This window comes from Brevibacterium daeguense (assembly GCF_021729135.1).
In the GTDB taxonomy this organism is placed as follows: Bacteria; Actinomycetota; Actinomycetes; order Actinomycetales; family Brevibacteriaceae; genus Brevibacterium; species Brevibacterium daeguense.
The window spans coordinates 38,014-52,807 of sequence record NZ_JAJTWW010000009.1 but is presented as its reverse complement, the minus strand read 5'-3'; the positions used below and the strand labels follow the sequence as shown (position 1 = coordinate 52,807).

Genomic DNA, 14,794 nt, shown 5'->3' with positions numbered 1-14,794 from the left:
GGCGATTACAGTGGGTGTATGAACCAGACGAGTGCCACTGATTCCGCTGCCGCTCCGATCCTGAACACCTCGCATGCCGGCCCGGCGGGCGCCTCGGCTGGGGGGCCGTGCTCGGCCGGCCACCTCATCGTCCGCCAGCTCGAGGCGGAGGGCATCGAACGCATCTACTGCGTGCCCGGCGAGTCCTACCTGGATGTCCTCGACGGCCTGCACGACTCCCCGATCCGCACCGTCGTCTGCCGGCAGGAGGGCGGCGCCGGCTACATGGCGGTGGCCGAGGGCCGGATGACGGGCCGGCCCGGGATCGCGATGGTCACCCGCGGGCCCGGCGCCGCCAACGTCATGGTCGCCGCGCACACCGCCTACCAGGACGCGACGCCGCTGGTGATCTTCGTCGGCCTCATCCCCACCGAGGTCCGCGGACGGGAGGCGTTCCAGGAGTTCGATCTGCGCGCCTGGTTCGGCTCGACAGCCAAGAAGGTGCTCGTCCTCGACAATCCGCACGCCGCCGCCGAGATGGTCGCCGATGCGCTGCACACCGCCGTCTCCGGGCGCCCCGGCCCCGTCGTCGTCGGTCTGCCCGAGGAGACCCAGCTCGTCGAGACCGCGGGCCTCACCGTGCTCCCCCGGCCCGTCGCCGAGCCCGGCCCCGCGCCGGAGGACCTCGCCTACATCGACGCAGCGATCGCGCAGGCCGAGCGCCCGCTGCTGGTCGTCGGCGGGGAGATGTGGGACGAGGAGGCCTCCCGTGCCGTCGCGACCTGGGCGGCCGGCCGCGGGCTGGGGATCGTCGCCGACTTCCGCGCCTACGACGGTATCGACCACGACGCTCAGAACTTCCTCGGCGCCCTCGGCTTCGGCTGCGCGCCGATCACCCGCGAAGTCCTCGGCGCCGCCGACCTCCAGATCTTCCTCGGCTGCGCCCGCACGGATGTGCTCACCAACTCGTACGAGAACGGCTGTGCCCCGCGGCAGACGATCCTCATCAACCGCGACCCGAACGGCCACGGCCACTACGGGCCGCTCGACAGGCTGGTGGTGTCGACGACGAAGGAGTTCGGGCGGGCCGTCTCGAACCTCGCACCGATCGCCGAGGCGCTGCCCGGCTGGGTGACCGAGGCGCGGGCCGAGTTCTCCGCCTGGCGCGTCCCGCCCGCCCCCGACGAGTCGGTGAACCCCGCCTACGTCGACATGGACGCCGCCTTCGGCGCCATCCGCGAGCAGCTGCCCGAGGACGCGATCATCACCTACGGCGCCGGCAACCACACCGGCTGGGCGCTGCGCTACCTGCCCGTCCACCGTTTCCCGTCGGCACTCGGACCGCGCAACGGCTCGATGGGTTTCGGTGTGCCGGCCGCGGTCGCCGCCGGCTTCGTCCACCCGGAGCGGAAGGTGTTCTCGATCTCCGGGGACGGCGACTTCATGATGAATGGCCAGGAGTTCTCGACCGCCGTCACCGCCGGCCTCGACCTCACGATCGTCATCAATGACAACTCGGTGTTCGGGACGATCGTCGGCCATCAGGAGCGCGACTATCCGGGCCGTCCCTCCGGCACCCGGCTGGGCAACCCGGACTTCGCGCAGTGGGCGCGATCCTTCGGCGCCTTCGGGGTCCGGGTGGAGCGCACCGAGGACTTCGCCGCCGCCTTCGCGGAGGCGCTGGCCCACCCGGGACCGGCGATCGTCCACGCGCTCACCGACCCCGAAGTCCGCTTCACCCGCCCGGCCCCGGCAGACTGAGCTCCCGCCACCGCGAGATCAGCACGGCTCCGCCACGACGAACCAGCACGACAAGGAAGTGATGTCCGGATGCAGCTCGACCTGCTCCTCACCAACGCCCGCGCCCAGACCCTGGACGGCGCCCGTCCCGAGGCTCGCACCATCGGCGTCCATCAGGGCCGGCTCGTCGGCTTCGACGAGGAGGTCGAGGGCGCCTCGGCCAAGGAGACGGTCGACCTCGAAGGCGCAGCGGTGCTGCCCGGCTTCAACGACGTCCACTGCCACACCACCTGGTTCGGGCTGACCCTGGCCTCCGTCGACGTGGAGAACCTGCCCGGCGGCCTGCCCGAGGTCTACGACCGCCTGGCCGCGGCGGTCGCCCAGACACCCGAGGGCGAATGGGTCAACGGCACCGGCTACTCGCACCGCGACTACGGCGATGCCTACCCCGACATCGAGGTGCTCGACCGGATCACCGACGGCCGCCCGCTGTTCGTCCGGCAGGTGTCCGGCCACTCCGCGATCGTCAACACCAGGGCCCTCGAGCTCGCCGGCGTGTTCGAGCCGGGATTCGAGGACCCGGTGGGCGGGCAGATCGTCCGCGACGCGGCCGGTCGCCCGACCGGTCTGGTCGAGGAGACCGCGCAGGCGCTCGTGCAGGACCTCATCCGCCCGTACTCGGTCGACACGATCGTCAGCGCGCTCGACCTGGCGACGGACTACTACGCCAAGGAGGGCATCACCAGCTTCGGCGAGGCCGGCATCGCCGCCGGCTGGATCGGCCACTCCCCCATCGAGATCACCGCCTATCTGCGGGCGCGTGCCGAGGGGAAGCTGCGCGCCCGCGCCCAGCTCATGCCCGCGATCGACGCCCTGCATCCCGTGGCGGCCAACTCGGCGGACGGCTTCGGGATCGGCCTGGACCTGGGGATGGTCACCGGGTTCGGCGACGACACCCTGAGCATCGGGCCGGTGAAGATCTTCATGGACGGCGCGATGTCCGGCGAGACCGCCGCCCTGACCGAGAACTACGAGGGCCGGGACCATGCCGGCTACCTGCAGTCCGACCCGGAGCACCTGCGCCGCCTGACGCTGGACGCCTACCGGTCCGGCTGGTCGCTCGCCGTCCACGCGATCGGGGACCTGGCAGTCGACGAGGCGATCAGGAACATCACGGAGGCGATCGACACCTACGGCCGGCGCCGCATCCCCAACCGGATCGAGCACGCCGGGATGGTCCGCGACGAGCACCTGCCCGTACTCGCCGAGTACGGCATCGCAGTCACCCCGCAGGCGGCGTTCTTCGACGCGATCGGCGACGGCATGCTCGCCTCGATCGGGCCGGAGCGGGCGCCGATGCTCTACCGCGGACGGTCGTTCGTCGACGCGGGCGTCATGCTTCCGGGCAGCTCCGACCGGCCGTGCGCCGACGGCAATGTGCTGCGCGGCATCCAGGCCTTCGTCGACCGGATGACCCGCGGCGGCCGGCGCAGCGGTCCGGCCAGCGAGTGCATGACACCCGAGCAGGCCGTCCGGGCCTACACCGAGGTGGCCGCGGCCGCCTCGGGCCATGGAGATGTCAAGGGGACCCTGAGCACCGGCAAGCTCGCCGACCTCGTGGTGCTGGGCGCCTCGCCGATGGAGGTCGACCCGACCGTGATCCGCGACATCGAGGTGCGCGCCACGATGATGGGCGGCCGGTTCACCCACTCGAAGCTCTGAGGAGAAGCGATGAGATTCAGCGAACTGACCAAGGACCAGCTCGACGCCGAGGTGCTCGCCGACTTCACGGCGATGTCCACTTTCGGCGCCACCCCCGCCGGCGGTGTCGACCGGGAGGCGATGACCTCGGCCGACGTCGCCCAGCGCCAGTGGTTCGCCGACTGGCTCACCGAGCGCGGGTTCACGGTCGAGCTCGACCGGGTGGGCAACCAGTTCGGGCTGCTGACCTGGACGCCGGGCGCGCCCTACGTGCTGCTGGGCTCGCACCTGGACTCCCAGCCGCTGGGCGGGAAGTTCGACGGCGCCTACGGTGTGCTGGCCGCTGCCGAGGCGGCGTGGCGGCTGGTCCGCAGGCACCAGGAGGCGGGCCACACGCCCAAGTACAACATCGCCGTCGTCAACTGGTTCAACGAGGAGGGCTCGCGGTTCCAGCCCTCGATGATGGGCTCGAGCGTCTACACCGGCAAGATGGACGCCGACACCGCGCTCAAGACCATCGACCGCACCGGCGTCAGCGTCGCCGAGGCACTGGAGGCCGGCGGTGCGCTGGGCACCGGGGAAGGCCCGCAGGCGGCGGCCTATGCCGAGATCCACATCGAGCAAGGCCGCCACCTCGATGAGGAGGGGGTCACCATCGGCCTGGTGGAGGCGACCTGGGCGGCGCAGAAGTACCACCTCATCGTGCACGGAGACCAGTCGCACACCGGCTCCACCGTGATCGCGGACCGGCACGACGCGCTGCTCGGCGCGGCCCACCTCGTCGTCACCGCCCGGGAGATCGCCGAACGCTTCGCCCCCGACATGCACACCTCGGTCGGGCAGCTGGTGGTGCTGCCGAACTCGCCTGTGGTGGTGGCTCGCGAGGCGCGCCTGCACCTGGACATGCGCTCGCCCAGGCCGGAGCTCGTCGAGCAGGCCGATGCGATGCTGGCCGAGAGGATCGCGGAGATCGAGCGGCTGGCCGACGTCCGGATCGAGAAGGACACCGCCCACTCCTGGGGTCTGCTCCCCTACGATCCGCGCGGCGTGGACCTGGCCCGGGAGGTCGCCGAGGAGCTGGGGCTCAGCCACCGCAGGATCCTCACGATCGCCGGGCACGACTCGACGAACGTCAAGGACATCGTGCCCTCGGTCATGCTGTTCGTGCCCAGCGTCGACGGCATCTCCCACAACGAGCACGAGTTCACCCGGGACGAGGACCTGTGCGCCGGTGTCGACCTGCTCACCCGGGTGGCCGAGCGGCTGCTCGAAGGCGAGCTGGACCCCAGCATCGACATCGGGTTCTGAACCGGGGCGTGCGGTAACGTCAAGGCCATACACACAGTCGGCACGCAAGCCGGTCGGCACACAATCAGAAGGAGCGAGGCGTGGACTTCTCAGGACAGATCGTCGTCGGCCATGACGACTCGGCAGAATCGGCGACCGCGGTGCGCTGGGCGGCGCAGCTGGCGAAGGCGAGCGGCAAGGAGCTCACCATCGTCCATGCGTGGATCTGGCCCCTGCTGACGGAGAATCTGGGCCCCGTCGACGGCGTGGCCGACAGCGGACTGCGCAACGCCGCCAAGGACCTGCTGCGCCGCGCCGCGGAGCTCGCCGAGGTGGCGGCCCCCGGCGTCGCGGTCAACACCGCGCTGATCACCGGTCAGGGCCGGACGGTGCTCAGCCACGTGTCGGAGAGCGCGGACCTGCTGGTGGTCGGCAGCCGCGGGCTCGGCGGCTTCCTCGGCATGCTGCTCGGCTCCGTCAGCCTCGACCTGATCTCGCACGCGGGCTGTCCTGTCGTGGTGATCCGCGCCGAAGACAAGCCGGCTCAGCCCGTGCTCGTCGGCGTGGACGGCTCCGAGGCGGGCCTGGATGCCGTGGACACCGGTGTGCGGCTGGCGCAGGCGTGGAACGCTCCGCTGGAGATCGTCCACGTGCGCAGGGCGATCAGCGCGCGCAGCGCGCAGACCGAGGAGGATGCCCAGCAGGTCCTCGACGCCGGCGTTGCCCGGGCACGCGAGCACGGCGGGGACATCGAGGTGACCAGCCGTCTGATCGAGTCCCGGACGGTGCCGCGGGCGCTGCTCGAAGCGGCGCAGGACGCCCGCATCATCGTGCTCGGCTACCAGGGCACCGGCCGGCGGCGCCTCGGCTCCACCGCTCACGCCGTTGTTCACCACGCTCCCGGCAACGCCGCGATCATCCGCCACGTGCACGTCCCGATCGACACCGACGAGCCGAAGCCGGAGATCGTCGAGGAGGGCTGACGCTGGGCGGCGGAGGCGGCAGCCGCCCCGTCGGCGACGGGCACTGAATTGCGGAGGCCCGAGGTTCGGCAGAACCTCGGGCCTCCGTGCTGTCGAGCGTCAGCTGTAGTTCGCCTCGGACAGCACCTGCTCGAAGACATCCAGACCGGCATTGAGCTCGTCGGCCGTCACGTTGAGCGGCGGCACGATGTGGAGCCGGTGGTAGTTGTTGAAGGGCAGCACGCCCCCGGCCTTGAGCTTACCGACGATCTCGCTGACCTCCGCCGATCCGCCGCCGTACGGCGCCAGCGGCTCCCGTGTCGCCTTGTCGCGGACCAGCTCGAGCGCCCAGAACATGCCGACACCGCGGGTCTCGCCGACGTTGGGGAACTTCTCGGAGAACTCGGCCAGCCGTGGGCCGACGATCTCCTCGCCGAGCTTGGCGGCGTTGGCGATCATGCCCTCGTCGCGCATCGCGTTGATCGTGGCCACCGCAGCAGCGCAGGCGAGCGGGTGCCCGGAGTAGGTCAGACCGCCGGGGTAGGCGCGCTCGGTGAAGTCCGAGTAGATCGCGTCGTTCATGATGACCCCGCCCAGCGGCACGTATCCGGAGTTCACGCCCTTGGCGAAGGTGATGATGTCCGGGACGATGTCGAAGTGCTCGAAGGCGAACCAGCGACCCGCTCGGCCGAAGCCGGCCATCACCTCGTCGGCGATGAAGACGAGACCGTACTCGTCGCACAGCCGGCGCACGCCCTGCATGTACTCCGCGCTGGGGACCATGATGCCCGCGGTGCCGGGGATCGACTCGAGGATGATCGCCGCGATGGTCTGGGGTCCTTCGAGCTGGATCGTCCGCTCGAGGTGGCGCAGTGCCCGCTCGGTCTCCTCCGCCTCGGTGGTGGCGTCGAACTCGCTGCGGTACAGGAACGGCCCGAAGAAGTGGACCACCCCGGCGTCGCCGTGATCGTTGGCGAACCGGCGGGGGTCGCCGGTGACGTTGACCGCGGTCTGCGTCCCGCCGTGGTAGCTGCGGTAGCGCGAGAGCACCTTGCGGCGGCCGGTGTGCAGGCGCGCCATCCGGATCGCATGCTCATTGGCGTCGGCACCGCCGTTGGTGAAGAAGACGTGGTCGAGCCCCTCCGGCGTCAGCTCGCAGATGAGCCGCGCGGCCTCGGAGCGGGCGGCGTTGACGTGGGCGGGGTTGATCGTGCAGATCAGATCGGCCTGGTCCTTGATCGCCTGGACCACCGTCGGGTGCTGGTGACCGACATTGGTGTTGACCAGCTGCGATGCGAAGTCCAGGTACTTCTTGCCCTCGCCGTCGAAGACATACGAGCCCTGAGCCCGGGAGATCACCATCGGCGACAGCTGCGCCTGCGCCGACCACGAGTGGAACACATGTGCCCGGTCGAGCTCGTACGCCCGCTCGGATTCGGTGCGGATGGCCTGGAGTTCTTCGTCGCTGAAGTCCGTCATTGTGAGCCTTTCGAAGCTGTGGTCTGTGCCGCTGCCGGCCCCGGCAGGCACCTCTCCAATCATCGTAGATCACTCGGTCCACTCCCCGGCGACCCGCCCGTGCTGCCGCTAAAGTGACGGGCATGGCCTTCACTGAGCCCGTCGGGGAGAACATCGCGGAGATGGAGATCAAGCGCTCGCGCTTCATCGCCCGGGTTGCCCATGCCGCTGACGAGGCGGCTGCCCGCGCGATCATCGACGAGGAGCGGTCGACCCACCCCAAGGCCCGCCATCACTGCTCGGCGTTCGTGCTCGGGCCCGACTCCCGCACGCAGCGGTTCTCCGACGACGGGGAACCGGCCGGCACTGCGGGTGCCCCGATCCTCGAAGTGCTCACCGGTCATCGCCTGACGAACGTCGTCGCCGTCGTCACCCGCTACTTCGGCGGCACGCTGCTGGGCGCAGGAGGCCTGGTGCGGGCCTACGGCAACGCCACATCGGAGGCGGTCGCCGGCCTGCGGACGGTCGACCGGCACCTCGTCGTGCCGGTATCGGTGGAACTGGACTATGCCCAGGCCGCGCAGGCACAGCGAGCCGCGGAGCAGTCGGGGTGGCGGATGCTCGACAGTCAGTACGGGGCGGCGGTGGTCCACACCTTCGGAGTTCCCGAGGCGGAGGTGGAGGCATGCCTGAGCATGATCGCGGACGTGTCAGCAGGAGCGGCCGAGCCCGCGGTGGCAGCTCCGGACTACCGATGAATCAGCAGATCAGTCGAGGGCGGCGATCTTCGCGACCCGCGCGTTCGTGAGCATGACCAGATCATCGGGACGGAGCTCGATCTCCATGCCTCGGCGCCCGGCGGACACGAAGACCGTGCCGTGCTCGTGCACGCTGCGATCGAGGAAGATCGGCGAAGTCTGCCGCTGCCCGAAGGGACTGACTCCCCCGGTGACATAGCCGGTGCGCCGCTCGGTCTCCGCGACGCCGGCCAGGCGCGCCTTCTTGCCGCCGGTCGCGGCGGCCAGTGCCTTGAGGTCGAGCTGCCCGGAGACGGGAACCAGCGCGATGACCGGCTCTTCGTCGACGTAGACCATCAGGGTCTTGAGCACTCGGTCCGTGTCCGCTCCGAGCGCCTCGGCGGCCCGGGCGCCATAGCGCCGGACGGCAGGGTCGTGCTCGAACTCATGGATCGAGTACTCGATTCCAGCCAGATTCAGCACTCGCAGTGCTGGAGTTGCAGAGGAATGCGTGCGCGCTGCAATCGACATGCTGTGACCTCCTGCCCGTCGCCTTTGCAGATGAACCACATTCGGACCACTGGCGCCCGAGAGGTACGAAGAGCGGTCGGAATGTCCCGGCTACTCTAAAGTACCCACTTCACAGGGGCCAATCGTGGTGCGACACTCGGTCATTTCAACACTGCGCCTTGCCGGAATCGCTGCTCTACCCCCATCCGAGCTCGTGCAGCCGCTCATCGTCGATCCCGTAGTGATGGGCGATCTCATGCACGATGGTGATCCGGATCTCCTCCTGCAGATGCTCCTCGTCCCGGGCATAGTCGATGAGGTTGTTCTTGAACAGGGAGATCGTGTCCGGAGGAACGAAGCCCCAGGAGCCGTCCCGCTCGGTGAGTGGGATGCCGTCGTAGCAGCCAAGGATGTCCGGGGCCTCCGGCGGCGCCTCGTCGTCCACGAAGAGCGCAACGTTGTCCATGAACTCCTCGATTCCCGGAGGCAGGTCCCTGATCGCCGCATCCAGGAGTTCGTCGAACCGCGCGTCATCGATCATCTCCATGCGGCAAGTCTAGGAGGGCGGGAAGCTCGGAGACCGGGGTGAGGGACTTCACACACCCGCGGGTCGGTTCCTGCTTTGCATTCCCGAATCGTTCTGGGCTAAGCTAACGGAGGTTCAACCGCCGTGTGAACGGCAGGCGATCGGGCCCCCATCGTCTAGCGGCCTAGGACACCGCCCTTTCACGGCGGCGACACGGGTTCAAATCCCGTTGGGGGTACGTGTTAGGATGGGAACTTCCGTTCGGCACGAACACAAATGAATATGGCCCTGTGGCGCAGTTGGTTAGCGCGCCGCCCTGTCACGGCGGAGGTCGCGGGTTCGAGTCCCGTCAGGGTCGCGGAGCAACTGGCTCTTCTCTTGCAGAAGGGCCTTTGTTCTTGGTGCGGCATGTGCTTCTTGGTGCGGCATCGCGAATGTGCGGTAGAATTCTGCACACTTGGCTCTGTAGCTCAGTTGGTAGAGCGTTCGACTGAAAATCGAAAGGTCACCGGATCGACGCCGGTCGGAGCCACCAGGACAAGAACCCCCGCAATCCCAGTAAATACATGGGAGAGCGGGGGTTCTTCTGTCTCCAGCAGTCGGCCACCCACAGAAACCCGCACCTCCAGATCAGCCTCGACACCCGTTGCTGCATCACCGCGCCGCGTCGCTGGTCGGATCCCTTGCCGTAGCGATGAGGTCGCGGTTGCGGAACTGCAGGCTCACACACAGATATGTTGAGTGCTGACAAAGTAGCACAGTCGTGTTATAAAAGAAGCCACTCTGGCGGTCTGCGCCCCACTCACCCGTGATGACCTCCGGAGTCACACCGGGTGTTGCCCGCGTCGCGACGGCCCTGGGTCATTCACGAAGGAGTGCGCATCATGGCAGCAACTGATTCGGCGGAGCCGGCAGCCGAGGCAGAGGGTGAGCTGGCGAGTTTCATACCCCGCTGGGCGGAGGCCATCGTCACCAACGAGGTTGAGCGGATCGCGGCGTTCACCGCCGAGAACTGGATCCTCATCGACCGGCCGGGGGTGATCTCTCGGCAGGCCTTTCACGACGTGGTGGCCGCCGGGGAGCTGCGTCACGACCGCATGACCCACGAGGTCCTCGGAATCGACCGCTATGGACCGGTCGCGGTCGTGCGCACTCACTGCTGCAACACCGGCTCGTTCCAGGGCCAGCCGATCGAGGCGGACGAATGGACCACGAATCTGCTGGTCCAGGGACCCGAGGGCTGGCGCTGCGTACTGACGCAGCTGACTCCCCGGGACCGATCCGCGCCGGAGTGAGAGCATGCCGGGACCTGGCGAGCAGATAGCCATCGTGAAACCGGCGCTGTGGAATCGATTCCGTGACCTGCGGTTAGCTGCGTTGGCCGGGTCCCCGGAGATGCTCGGTTCCGCGCCGTCGCGGGAGCGGGACGTCGACGAGAGCGAGTGGCGCTGCGAGCCGTGGATGACCACGCCGCTGTCTTCGCGGAGGCCTCCGGCCGGTGGAACGAGCAGCTGATGGACCAGGTGTCCGGTGTCGAGCTCGTCGTCGTCGACGAGGCAGTCCTGGACGAGCTCGTGGCGGTCGCGACGACCGACGCTGCCCCGGATGAGGTGACGCCGCCTCTGGGTGAGGGCTGGACCCCCGACCGCGTGGAGTGGCTGCGCGCCTTCCACCGACTGCGACGGACAGGGTTCGCCGGCGGCGAGGAGGAGACCGCGGCCATCCGCGTCGGCGGTCGGATCGTCGGCGCTGTCCGTCTGCACCGATCATCGCCGCAGACCCCTGATGCGCTGGAGAGCGGGATCTGGCTCGCCGCCTCCTGGCGGGGACGCGGTCTGAGCGCCGTGGTGCTCCGGCTCATCGCAGAGCGGGCCGCAGCGATCGGCGCCTCACGGCTCACCGCGCGGACGACCGCGACCAACGCACCCGCCATCGCCGCCCTGCGCCGGGCCGGTGCAATCATCCGTCACGATGACGACCGTTCCGTGTACGCGGAGATCCTGCTCGACGACAGGAGGCCGTGATGCAATCACCACGCATCGAGCTTGGACAGTCACCTGCTTGCGCGATGACCTTCCGTCATCGGCCTGCTCGCACTTCTTCAGCAGCGACGCCCCTCAGCCCGTGGCCGAGACCTGGTGGAGATGATGGTCGAGGACGGCCAGCAGATGGTCGGCGGTGGCCTGTTCGGGGTGCATGGCACCGTGGACGGCGAGGCCGTCCAGCAGCGCGAAGAGGCGCTCGGCCTCCATCTCGACCGTGTCCGCTGCGGCCTCGGGGAGCAGTGGCGCGACCCACTTCCTGCACGCAGCGCGCAGCCGGCCATAGGCCTCATTGCTCAGTTCACGCAGCTCCGGTTCCACCAGGGACCGGGCGGTGAAGGCCACCCAGACCTCGTTCTCCGCTTGCCGCTCCTCATCCAACGGCAGCAGCTCGGCGAAGACCGCCCGGGCCGCCGGCAGCCGGTCGGCCGGGACCTCCAACGCGGCCAGGCGCTCCTCGATGTGCTCGATGACCAGGCGCATTGCGAAGACCATCAGCTCGGACTGGCTGCCGAAGTAATGCCGCAGCGAGCCCGTCGACACGCCGGCCTCGCGGGCGACCTCGCGCACTGAGGCACGCTCCAGTCCGTCCCGTCGGACGACCCGCCAGACCGCCTGGGCCAGTTCGCGGCGACGGGCGATCGAATCCACCACTTTCGGCATCTTCTCTTTATAGCACAGCTGTGCTAGTTTTAATCCAGCACAGTCGTGCTACCACAGTTCTCGAGGAAGCATTGTCATGGGCGTGAACATCCGGTCGGCACCAAGGGCTGAGGCGGCCCACGAACCGCGGATCAGCCGACGCACCGTGCTCACGGGAAGCGGGGCGGCACTGGTCGTGATCGCGCTGGGCAGCACCAGGCGCGCCGATACCCGCGGCGTCTTCGATCCTGCCGGAGGCCAGGCCTTCGCGCCTTGGACGGACTGGCAGGCAGAGGGGCAGGACGTCCCCATAGCGCTGGTGTCGGCGGCCATCCTCGCCTCCAACGCCCACAACGCCCAGCCCTGGCTGTTCCGGGTGCAGGACACAAGCCTGGACCTGTTCGAGGACACGAGCAGGAGCCTGGGCTCCCTCGACCCCTTCGGGCGTGAGCTGCACATCGGGCTCGGTTGCGCCCTGGAGAACCTGCTGCTGGCCGCTCCCGCCAACGGCTACGAGCATAAGCTCCTGCTCGGCCCCGATCCCGCGGATCCCGGTCATGTCGCCACCGTCGCTCTCTCCCCCGGCCGGGCAGAGGAGACAGAGCTCTACTCGGCGATCCCGCACCGGCACACGAACCGCTACCCCTTCGACACGTCCCGGCCGGTGTCGAACTCGTCGCTGACCACGCTGGGAGCGCTGAACGACGAACCAGACGTCCGGGTCCACTGGTTCACCTCGCGGGCCGAGCGGGACAGGATCCACGAGTTGCTGGCCGGAGCCGCCGCAGACATCAACGCCGACCCGGAACAGTCCTATGACAACGGCCCGCGGTGGCTGCGCCAGGACAAGCAGAGCATCGAGCACCACAGGGACGGCCTGACGCTCGACACCATGGGACTCGCTGCTGCGGCTGTCCTGGCCGCCAAAATGCTGCCAGACCCCGGCCCCGAGGAGGCAGGCCGGGCCTGGCTCGCTTCCGTGCATGAACAGGCCGGCACCGCCGGAGCCTTCGGCATCCTCGCGGTCCGCGACGACCGGGACCGTGCCCAGCGGATCCGAGTCGGGCGCATCTGGCAGCGCATACACCTCTGGACGACAGTCAACCGCCTCGCGGCCCAGCCGATGAACCAGCTCCACGAACGCGCCGACCGGGAGGCCCAGCTCGGCCTCAGGCCCGAGTACGGCGCCGCCCTGGAGGAACTCCTCGGTGATCCGGGCTGGCGTGCCCTGTTCACCTTCCGGATCGGGCATCCCACGCAGCAGGCACCGCCCAGCCCGCGGCGACCCGTCCCCAGGGTCCTCACCACCTGACACTCCCGCTCCTCGACTCGACCGAATGCCCACTGAAATGGAGACTCCAATGGAGAACACAATCCTGGCCGGCCCGGCCGCAACCCCGGAACTGATCCAGGAGGTCCTGGACTGGTTCGCGCAGTACGACCGGTTCGCAGCGAGCAAGGACCTGGAGGCGATGGCGGACCTGGCCGCCTTCCCCCTCAACGAGGTGACCGATGACGCCAACGGCCACGGCATGGCCGGCCTGCTCGACCGGAGCCAGTACTTCGCCCAGATGGCCCAGGTCATCAGCGACGACGAGGTCACGATGGAATCCAGGCGGCAGCCGATCTTCCTGTCGCCGGCTCTGTGCTTCGTAGTCTCCGATGCGTCCTTCACTGTGAACGGGTTCACCCAGCAGATGCGGTACGGCGACCTGCTGATCCGCACCGCCGAGGGATGGAAGTTCCAGACCATGGTCGCCGGCGGGTGGCACGACCAGATGTCACCGACACCAGCGGAGGGCACCCCGTGATGAGCAGGGTCTGCAGCGACTCCGACCTTGCGGAGAAGGTCGGCGGGCTGCTCGGGTCCCGTCACCCGGTGTTCGCCGCCGTCACGGCAACTCCGTCGGGGACCGCCGTCATGCCGGGTCACCACCGAACTGGACGGACGCGAAGTCACCTGGCACAACGGCGGGTCCGGTGGCTTCCGGTCCTGGCTGGGACTCGATCGAACCGCAGACACCGGCGCAGTCATCCTGTCGGCGACCTCAGCATCCATCGACCGCCACGGGTTCGCGCTCCTCGCCGAGCTCAGCAGATCGACTCGTGAGAATGCATGATCTGACGACACCAAGGAGAACATCGTGAACACACCCACGCCGACCGGCCGACTCGTGGCCACCCCCGACGGAGACGACCTCATCCTCACCCGCACTCTGCCGCGACCGATCCGGGACGTGTGGACCAGCATCACCGAACCCGAGCGCACCGCACGCTGGATCGGCCGATGGACAGGCACCGGTGCCGTCGGAGAAACGGTCAAGCTCCAACTCGGCTTCGAGGACGATGCACCCTGGGCAGAGGTCCAGATCACCGAATGCGACGCTCCCAACCGCCTCAGGGTCCTGGCCATCGACGAGAGCGGCTACTGGGACGTCTCCATCGAACTCACCAGTGCTGCGGACCGAACAGATTTGCGTTTCGTCATGCACCGCGTCGATCCGGCATCCATCGGCGAGATCGGTCCTGGTTGGGAGTACTACCTCGATCAGCTCCTCGCGTCGATCAACCGCTCGCCGATGCCAAGTTTCGACGACTATTTCCCCGCCCAGCGGGAGTACTTCGAAGAACAAGCACGCTGACGACCCGCCCTAGCTCCCATGACCGCACCCACCAGTAGGAATTCAGACGCCTCAAGGAGAACCATGACAGCGCATTTCAACCACACGATCATCGCCTCGACGAATCCTGCCGAGATGGCCGGGTTCTATCAGGACCTGCTGGAGGCGGATGAGGCCCCATCCTGGGGCCCTTTCGTCAACCTGCAGATCGGGCACGGTGTACTGCTGCAGTTCGCCACCCCGCCGATGGAGTTCCCTCCCCAGCACTATGCCTACCTGCTCGACGACGCGCACTTCGACCGGGCCTACGCCATGATCACCGACAGCGGCCGGGTCCACTGGGCGGATCCCCAGCGATCTCGGCCAGGAGAGATCAACCATGAGCACGGTGGCCGTGGGGTCTACCTCCTCGATCCATCAGGGCATTACCTTGAGCTGATCACCCGCCCCTACCTGTGAGGGATGAGGCTGATCGGCAGATTGTCGATCAGGAGTCGGAGCCGACACAGCGCTCTCACCCGAAGGACGCCAGCCTGTTCGAGCGCCGTACGGCCTGCTGACTGGCAATGCCATCGAGGAAGGTTCGTGC

At 68.4% G+C, this 14,794-nt stretch carries 15 protein-coding genes and 3 tRNA genes; 14 read left to right on the top strand and 4 right to left on the bottom strand.

What is annotated here, in order from left to right; all coding sequences use genetic code 11:
• Positions 1-18: 18 nt before the first annotated feature.
• The 4 genes from LXN01_RS09105 to LXN01_RS16355 all read left to right on the top strand — a co-directional run bounded on the left by LXN01_RS09105 (position 19) and on the right by LXN01_RS16355 (position 5,690).
• Entirely contained in the window at positions 19-1,740 is a 1,722-nt protein-coding gene (locus LXN01_RS09105; protein ID WP_236864353.1) for a thiamine pyrophosphate-dependent enzyme, read from the top strand.
• A 69-nt stretch (positions 1,741-1,809) separates the two neighbouring features.
• Positions 1,810-3,441 carry an amidohydrolase gene (locus LXN01_RS09100; protein WP_236864352.1) on the top strand — a complete coding sequence of 544 codons (1,632 nt, stop codon included), beginning with the start codon at positions 1,810-1,812 and terminating at the stop codon, positions 3,439-3,441.
• A gap of 9 nt (positions 3,442-3,450) precedes the next feature.
• Positions 3,451-4,728: a M20 family metallo-hydrolase gene (locus LXN01_RS09095; protein WP_236864351.1), complete on the top strand. Its 1,278-nt coding sequence runs from the start codon at positions 3,451-3,453 to the stop codon at positions 4,726-4,728.
• Between the two features lie 80 nt (positions 4,729-4,808).
• The gene (locus tag LXN01_RS16355) at positions 4,809-5,690 is read left to right on the top strand and encodes a universal stress protein (protein ID WP_236864350.1); all 882 of its coding nucleotides are present in this window, start codon (positions 4,809-4,811) and stop codon (positions 5,688-5,690) included.
• Positions 5,691-5,789: 99 nt separating this feature from the next.
• On the opposite strand, the gene LXN01_RS09085 is transcribed toward LXN01_RS16355, so the two are convergent.
• On the bottom strand, positions 5,790-7,148 hold the full coding sequence (locus tag LXN01_RS09085; RefSeq protein ID WP_236864349.1) for an aspartate aminotransferase family protein: 1,359 nt from the start codon (positions 7,146-7,148) through the stop codon (positions 5,790-5,792).
• 122 nt (positions 7,149-7,270) lie between these two features.
• Between LXN01_RS09085 and LXN01_RS09080 the strand changes: the two genes are divergently transcribed.
• Entirely contained in the window at positions 7,271-7,885 is a 615-nt protein-coding gene (locus LXN01_RS09080) for a YigZ family protein (protein ID WP_236864348.1), read from the top strand.
• A 9-nt stretch (positions 7,886-7,894) separates the two neighbouring features.
• On the opposite strand, the gene ybaK is transcribed toward LXN01_RS09080, so the two are convergent.
• Positions 7,895-8,395: a Cys-tRNA(Pro) deacylase gene (gene ybaK, locus LXN01_RS09075; RefSeq protein WP_236864347.1), complete on the bottom strand. Its 501-nt coding sequence runs from the start codon at positions 8,393-8,395 to the stop codon at positions 7,895-7,897.
• A 175-nt stretch (positions 8,396-8,570) separates the two neighbouring features.
• The gene (locus LXN01_RS09070) at positions 8,571-8,921 is read right to left on the bottom strand and encodes a metallopeptidase family protein (protein WP_236864346.1); all 351 of its coding nucleotides are present in this window, start codon (positions 8,919-8,921) and stop codon (positions 8,571-8,573) included.
• 144 nt (positions 8,922-9,065) lie between these two features.
• Between LXN01_RS09070 and LXN01_RS09065 the strand changes: the two genes are divergently transcribed.
• The 5 genes from LXN01_RS09065 (at position 9,066) to LXN01_RS09045 (ending at position 10,924) form a co-directional block, all read left to right on the top strand.
• Positions 9,066-9,138, top strand: a tRNA-Glu gene (locus tag LXN01_RS09065).
• A gap of 46 nt (positions 9,139-9,184) precedes the next feature.
• A tRNA-Asp gene (locus LXN01_RS09060) sits at positions 9,185-9,258 on the top strand.
• Positions 9,259-9,359: 101 nt separating this feature from the next.
• Positions 9,360-9,435, top strand: a tRNA-Phe gene (locus LXN01_RS09055).
• Between the two features lie 349 nt (positions 9,436-9,784).
• Positions 9,785-10,195, top strand: a complete 411-nt coding sequence (locus tag LXN01_RS09050; RefSeq protein ID WP_236864345.1) for a nuclear transport factor 2 family protein — start codon at positions 9,785-9,787, stop codon at positions 10,193-10,195.
• 147 nt (positions 10,196-10,342) lie between these two features.
• Positions 10,343-10,924, top strand: coding sequence for a GNAT family N-acetyltransferase (locus LXN01_RS09045; protein ID WP_236864344.1), 582 nt, complete (start codon positions 10,343-10,345; stop codon positions 10,922-10,924).
• 93 nt (positions 10,925-11,017) lie between these two features.
• On the opposite strand, the gene LXN01_RS09040 is transcribed toward LXN01_RS09045, so the two are convergent.
• A complete protein-coding gene (locus tag LXN01_RS09040; protein WP_236864343.1) occupies positions 11,018-11,605 on the bottom strand; it encodes a TetR/AcrR family transcriptional regulator in 588 nt (195 codons plus the stop codon).
• A 76-nt stretch (positions 11,606-11,681) separates the two neighbouring features.
• Between LXN01_RS09040 and LXN01_RS09035 the strand changes: the two genes are divergently transcribed.
• The 4 genes from LXN01_RS09035 (at position 11,682) to LXN01_RS09020 (ending at position 14,664) form a co-directional block, all read left to right on the top strand.
• Positions 11,682-12,896 carry an Acg family FMN-binding oxidoreductase gene (locus tag LXN01_RS09035; protein ID WP_236864342.1) on the top strand — a complete coding sequence of 405 codons (1,215 nt, stop codon included), beginning with the start codon at positions 11,682-11,684 and terminating at the stop codon, positions 12,894-12,896.
• 49 nt (positions 12,897-12,945) lie between these two features.
• Entirely contained in the window at positions 12,946-13,395 is a 450-nt protein-coding gene (locus tag LXN01_RS09030) for a hypothetical protein (protein ID WP_236864341.1), read from the top strand.
• 333 nt (positions 13,396-13,728) lie between these two features.
• On the top strand, positions 13,729-14,226 hold the full coding sequence (locus LXN01_RS09025; protein WP_236864340.1) for an SRPBCC family protein: 498 nt from the start codon (positions 13,729-13,731) through the stop codon (positions 14,224-14,226).
• 63 nt (positions 14,227-14,289) lie between these two features.
• The gene (locus LXN01_RS09020; protein ID WP_236864339.1) at positions 14,290-14,664 is read left to right on the top strand and encodes a VOC family protein; all 375 of its coding nucleotides are present in this window, start codon (positions 14,290-14,292) and stop codon (positions 14,662-14,664) included.
• Positions 14,665-14,794 lie beyond the last annotated feature (130 nt).

Bases quoted from the DNA above. Each gene is read 5' to 3' on its own strand.
- LXN01_RS09105 (WP_236864353.1), top strand. From the start codon at position 19: ATGAACCAGACGAGTGCCACTGATTCCGCTGCCGCTCCGATCCTGAAC.
- LXN01_RS09100 (WP_236864352.1), top strand. From the start codon at position 1,810: ATGCAGCTCGACCTGCTCCTCACCAACGCCCGCGCCCAGACCCTGGAC.
- LXN01_RS09095 (WP_236864351.1), top strand. From the start codon at position 3,451: ATGAGATTCAGCGAACTGACCAAGGACCAGCTCGACGCCGAGGTGCTC.
- LXN01_RS09085 (WP_236864349.1), bottom strand. From the start codon at position 7,148: ATGACGGACTTCAGCGACGAAGAACTCCAGGCCATCCGCACCGAATCC.
- LXN01_RS09080 (WP_236864348.1), top strand. From the start codon at position 7,271: ATGGCCTTCACTGAGCCCGTCGGGGAGAACATCGCGGAGATGGAGATC.
- ybaK (WP_236864347.1), bottom strand. From the start codon at position 8,395: ATGTCGATTGCAGCGCGCACGCATTCCTCTGCAACTCCAGCACTGCGA.
- LXN01_RS09070 (WP_236864346.1), bottom strand. From the start codon at position 8,921: ATGGAGATGATCGATGACGCGCGGTTCGACGAACTCCTGGATGCGGCG.
- LXN01_RS09050 (WP_236864345.1), top strand. From the start codon at position 9,785: ATGGCAGCAACTGATTCGGCGGAGCCGGCAGCCGAGGCAGAGGGTGAG.
- LXN01_RS09040 (WP_236864343.1), bottom strand. From the start codon at position 11,605: ATGCCGAAAGTGGTGGATTCGATCGCCCGTCGCCGCGAACTGGCCCAG.
- LXN01_RS09035 (WP_236864342.1), top strand. From the start codon at position 11,682: ATGGGCGTGAACATCCGGTCGGCACCAAGGGCTGAGGCGGCCCACGAA.
- LXN01_RS09030 (WP_236864341.1), top strand. From the start codon at position 12,946: ATGGAGAACACAATCCTGGCCGGCCCGGCCGCAACCCCGGAACTGATC.
- LXN01_RS09020 (WP_236864339.1), top strand. From the start codon at position 14,290: ATGACAGCGCATTTCAACCACACGATCATCGCCTCGACGAATCCTGCC.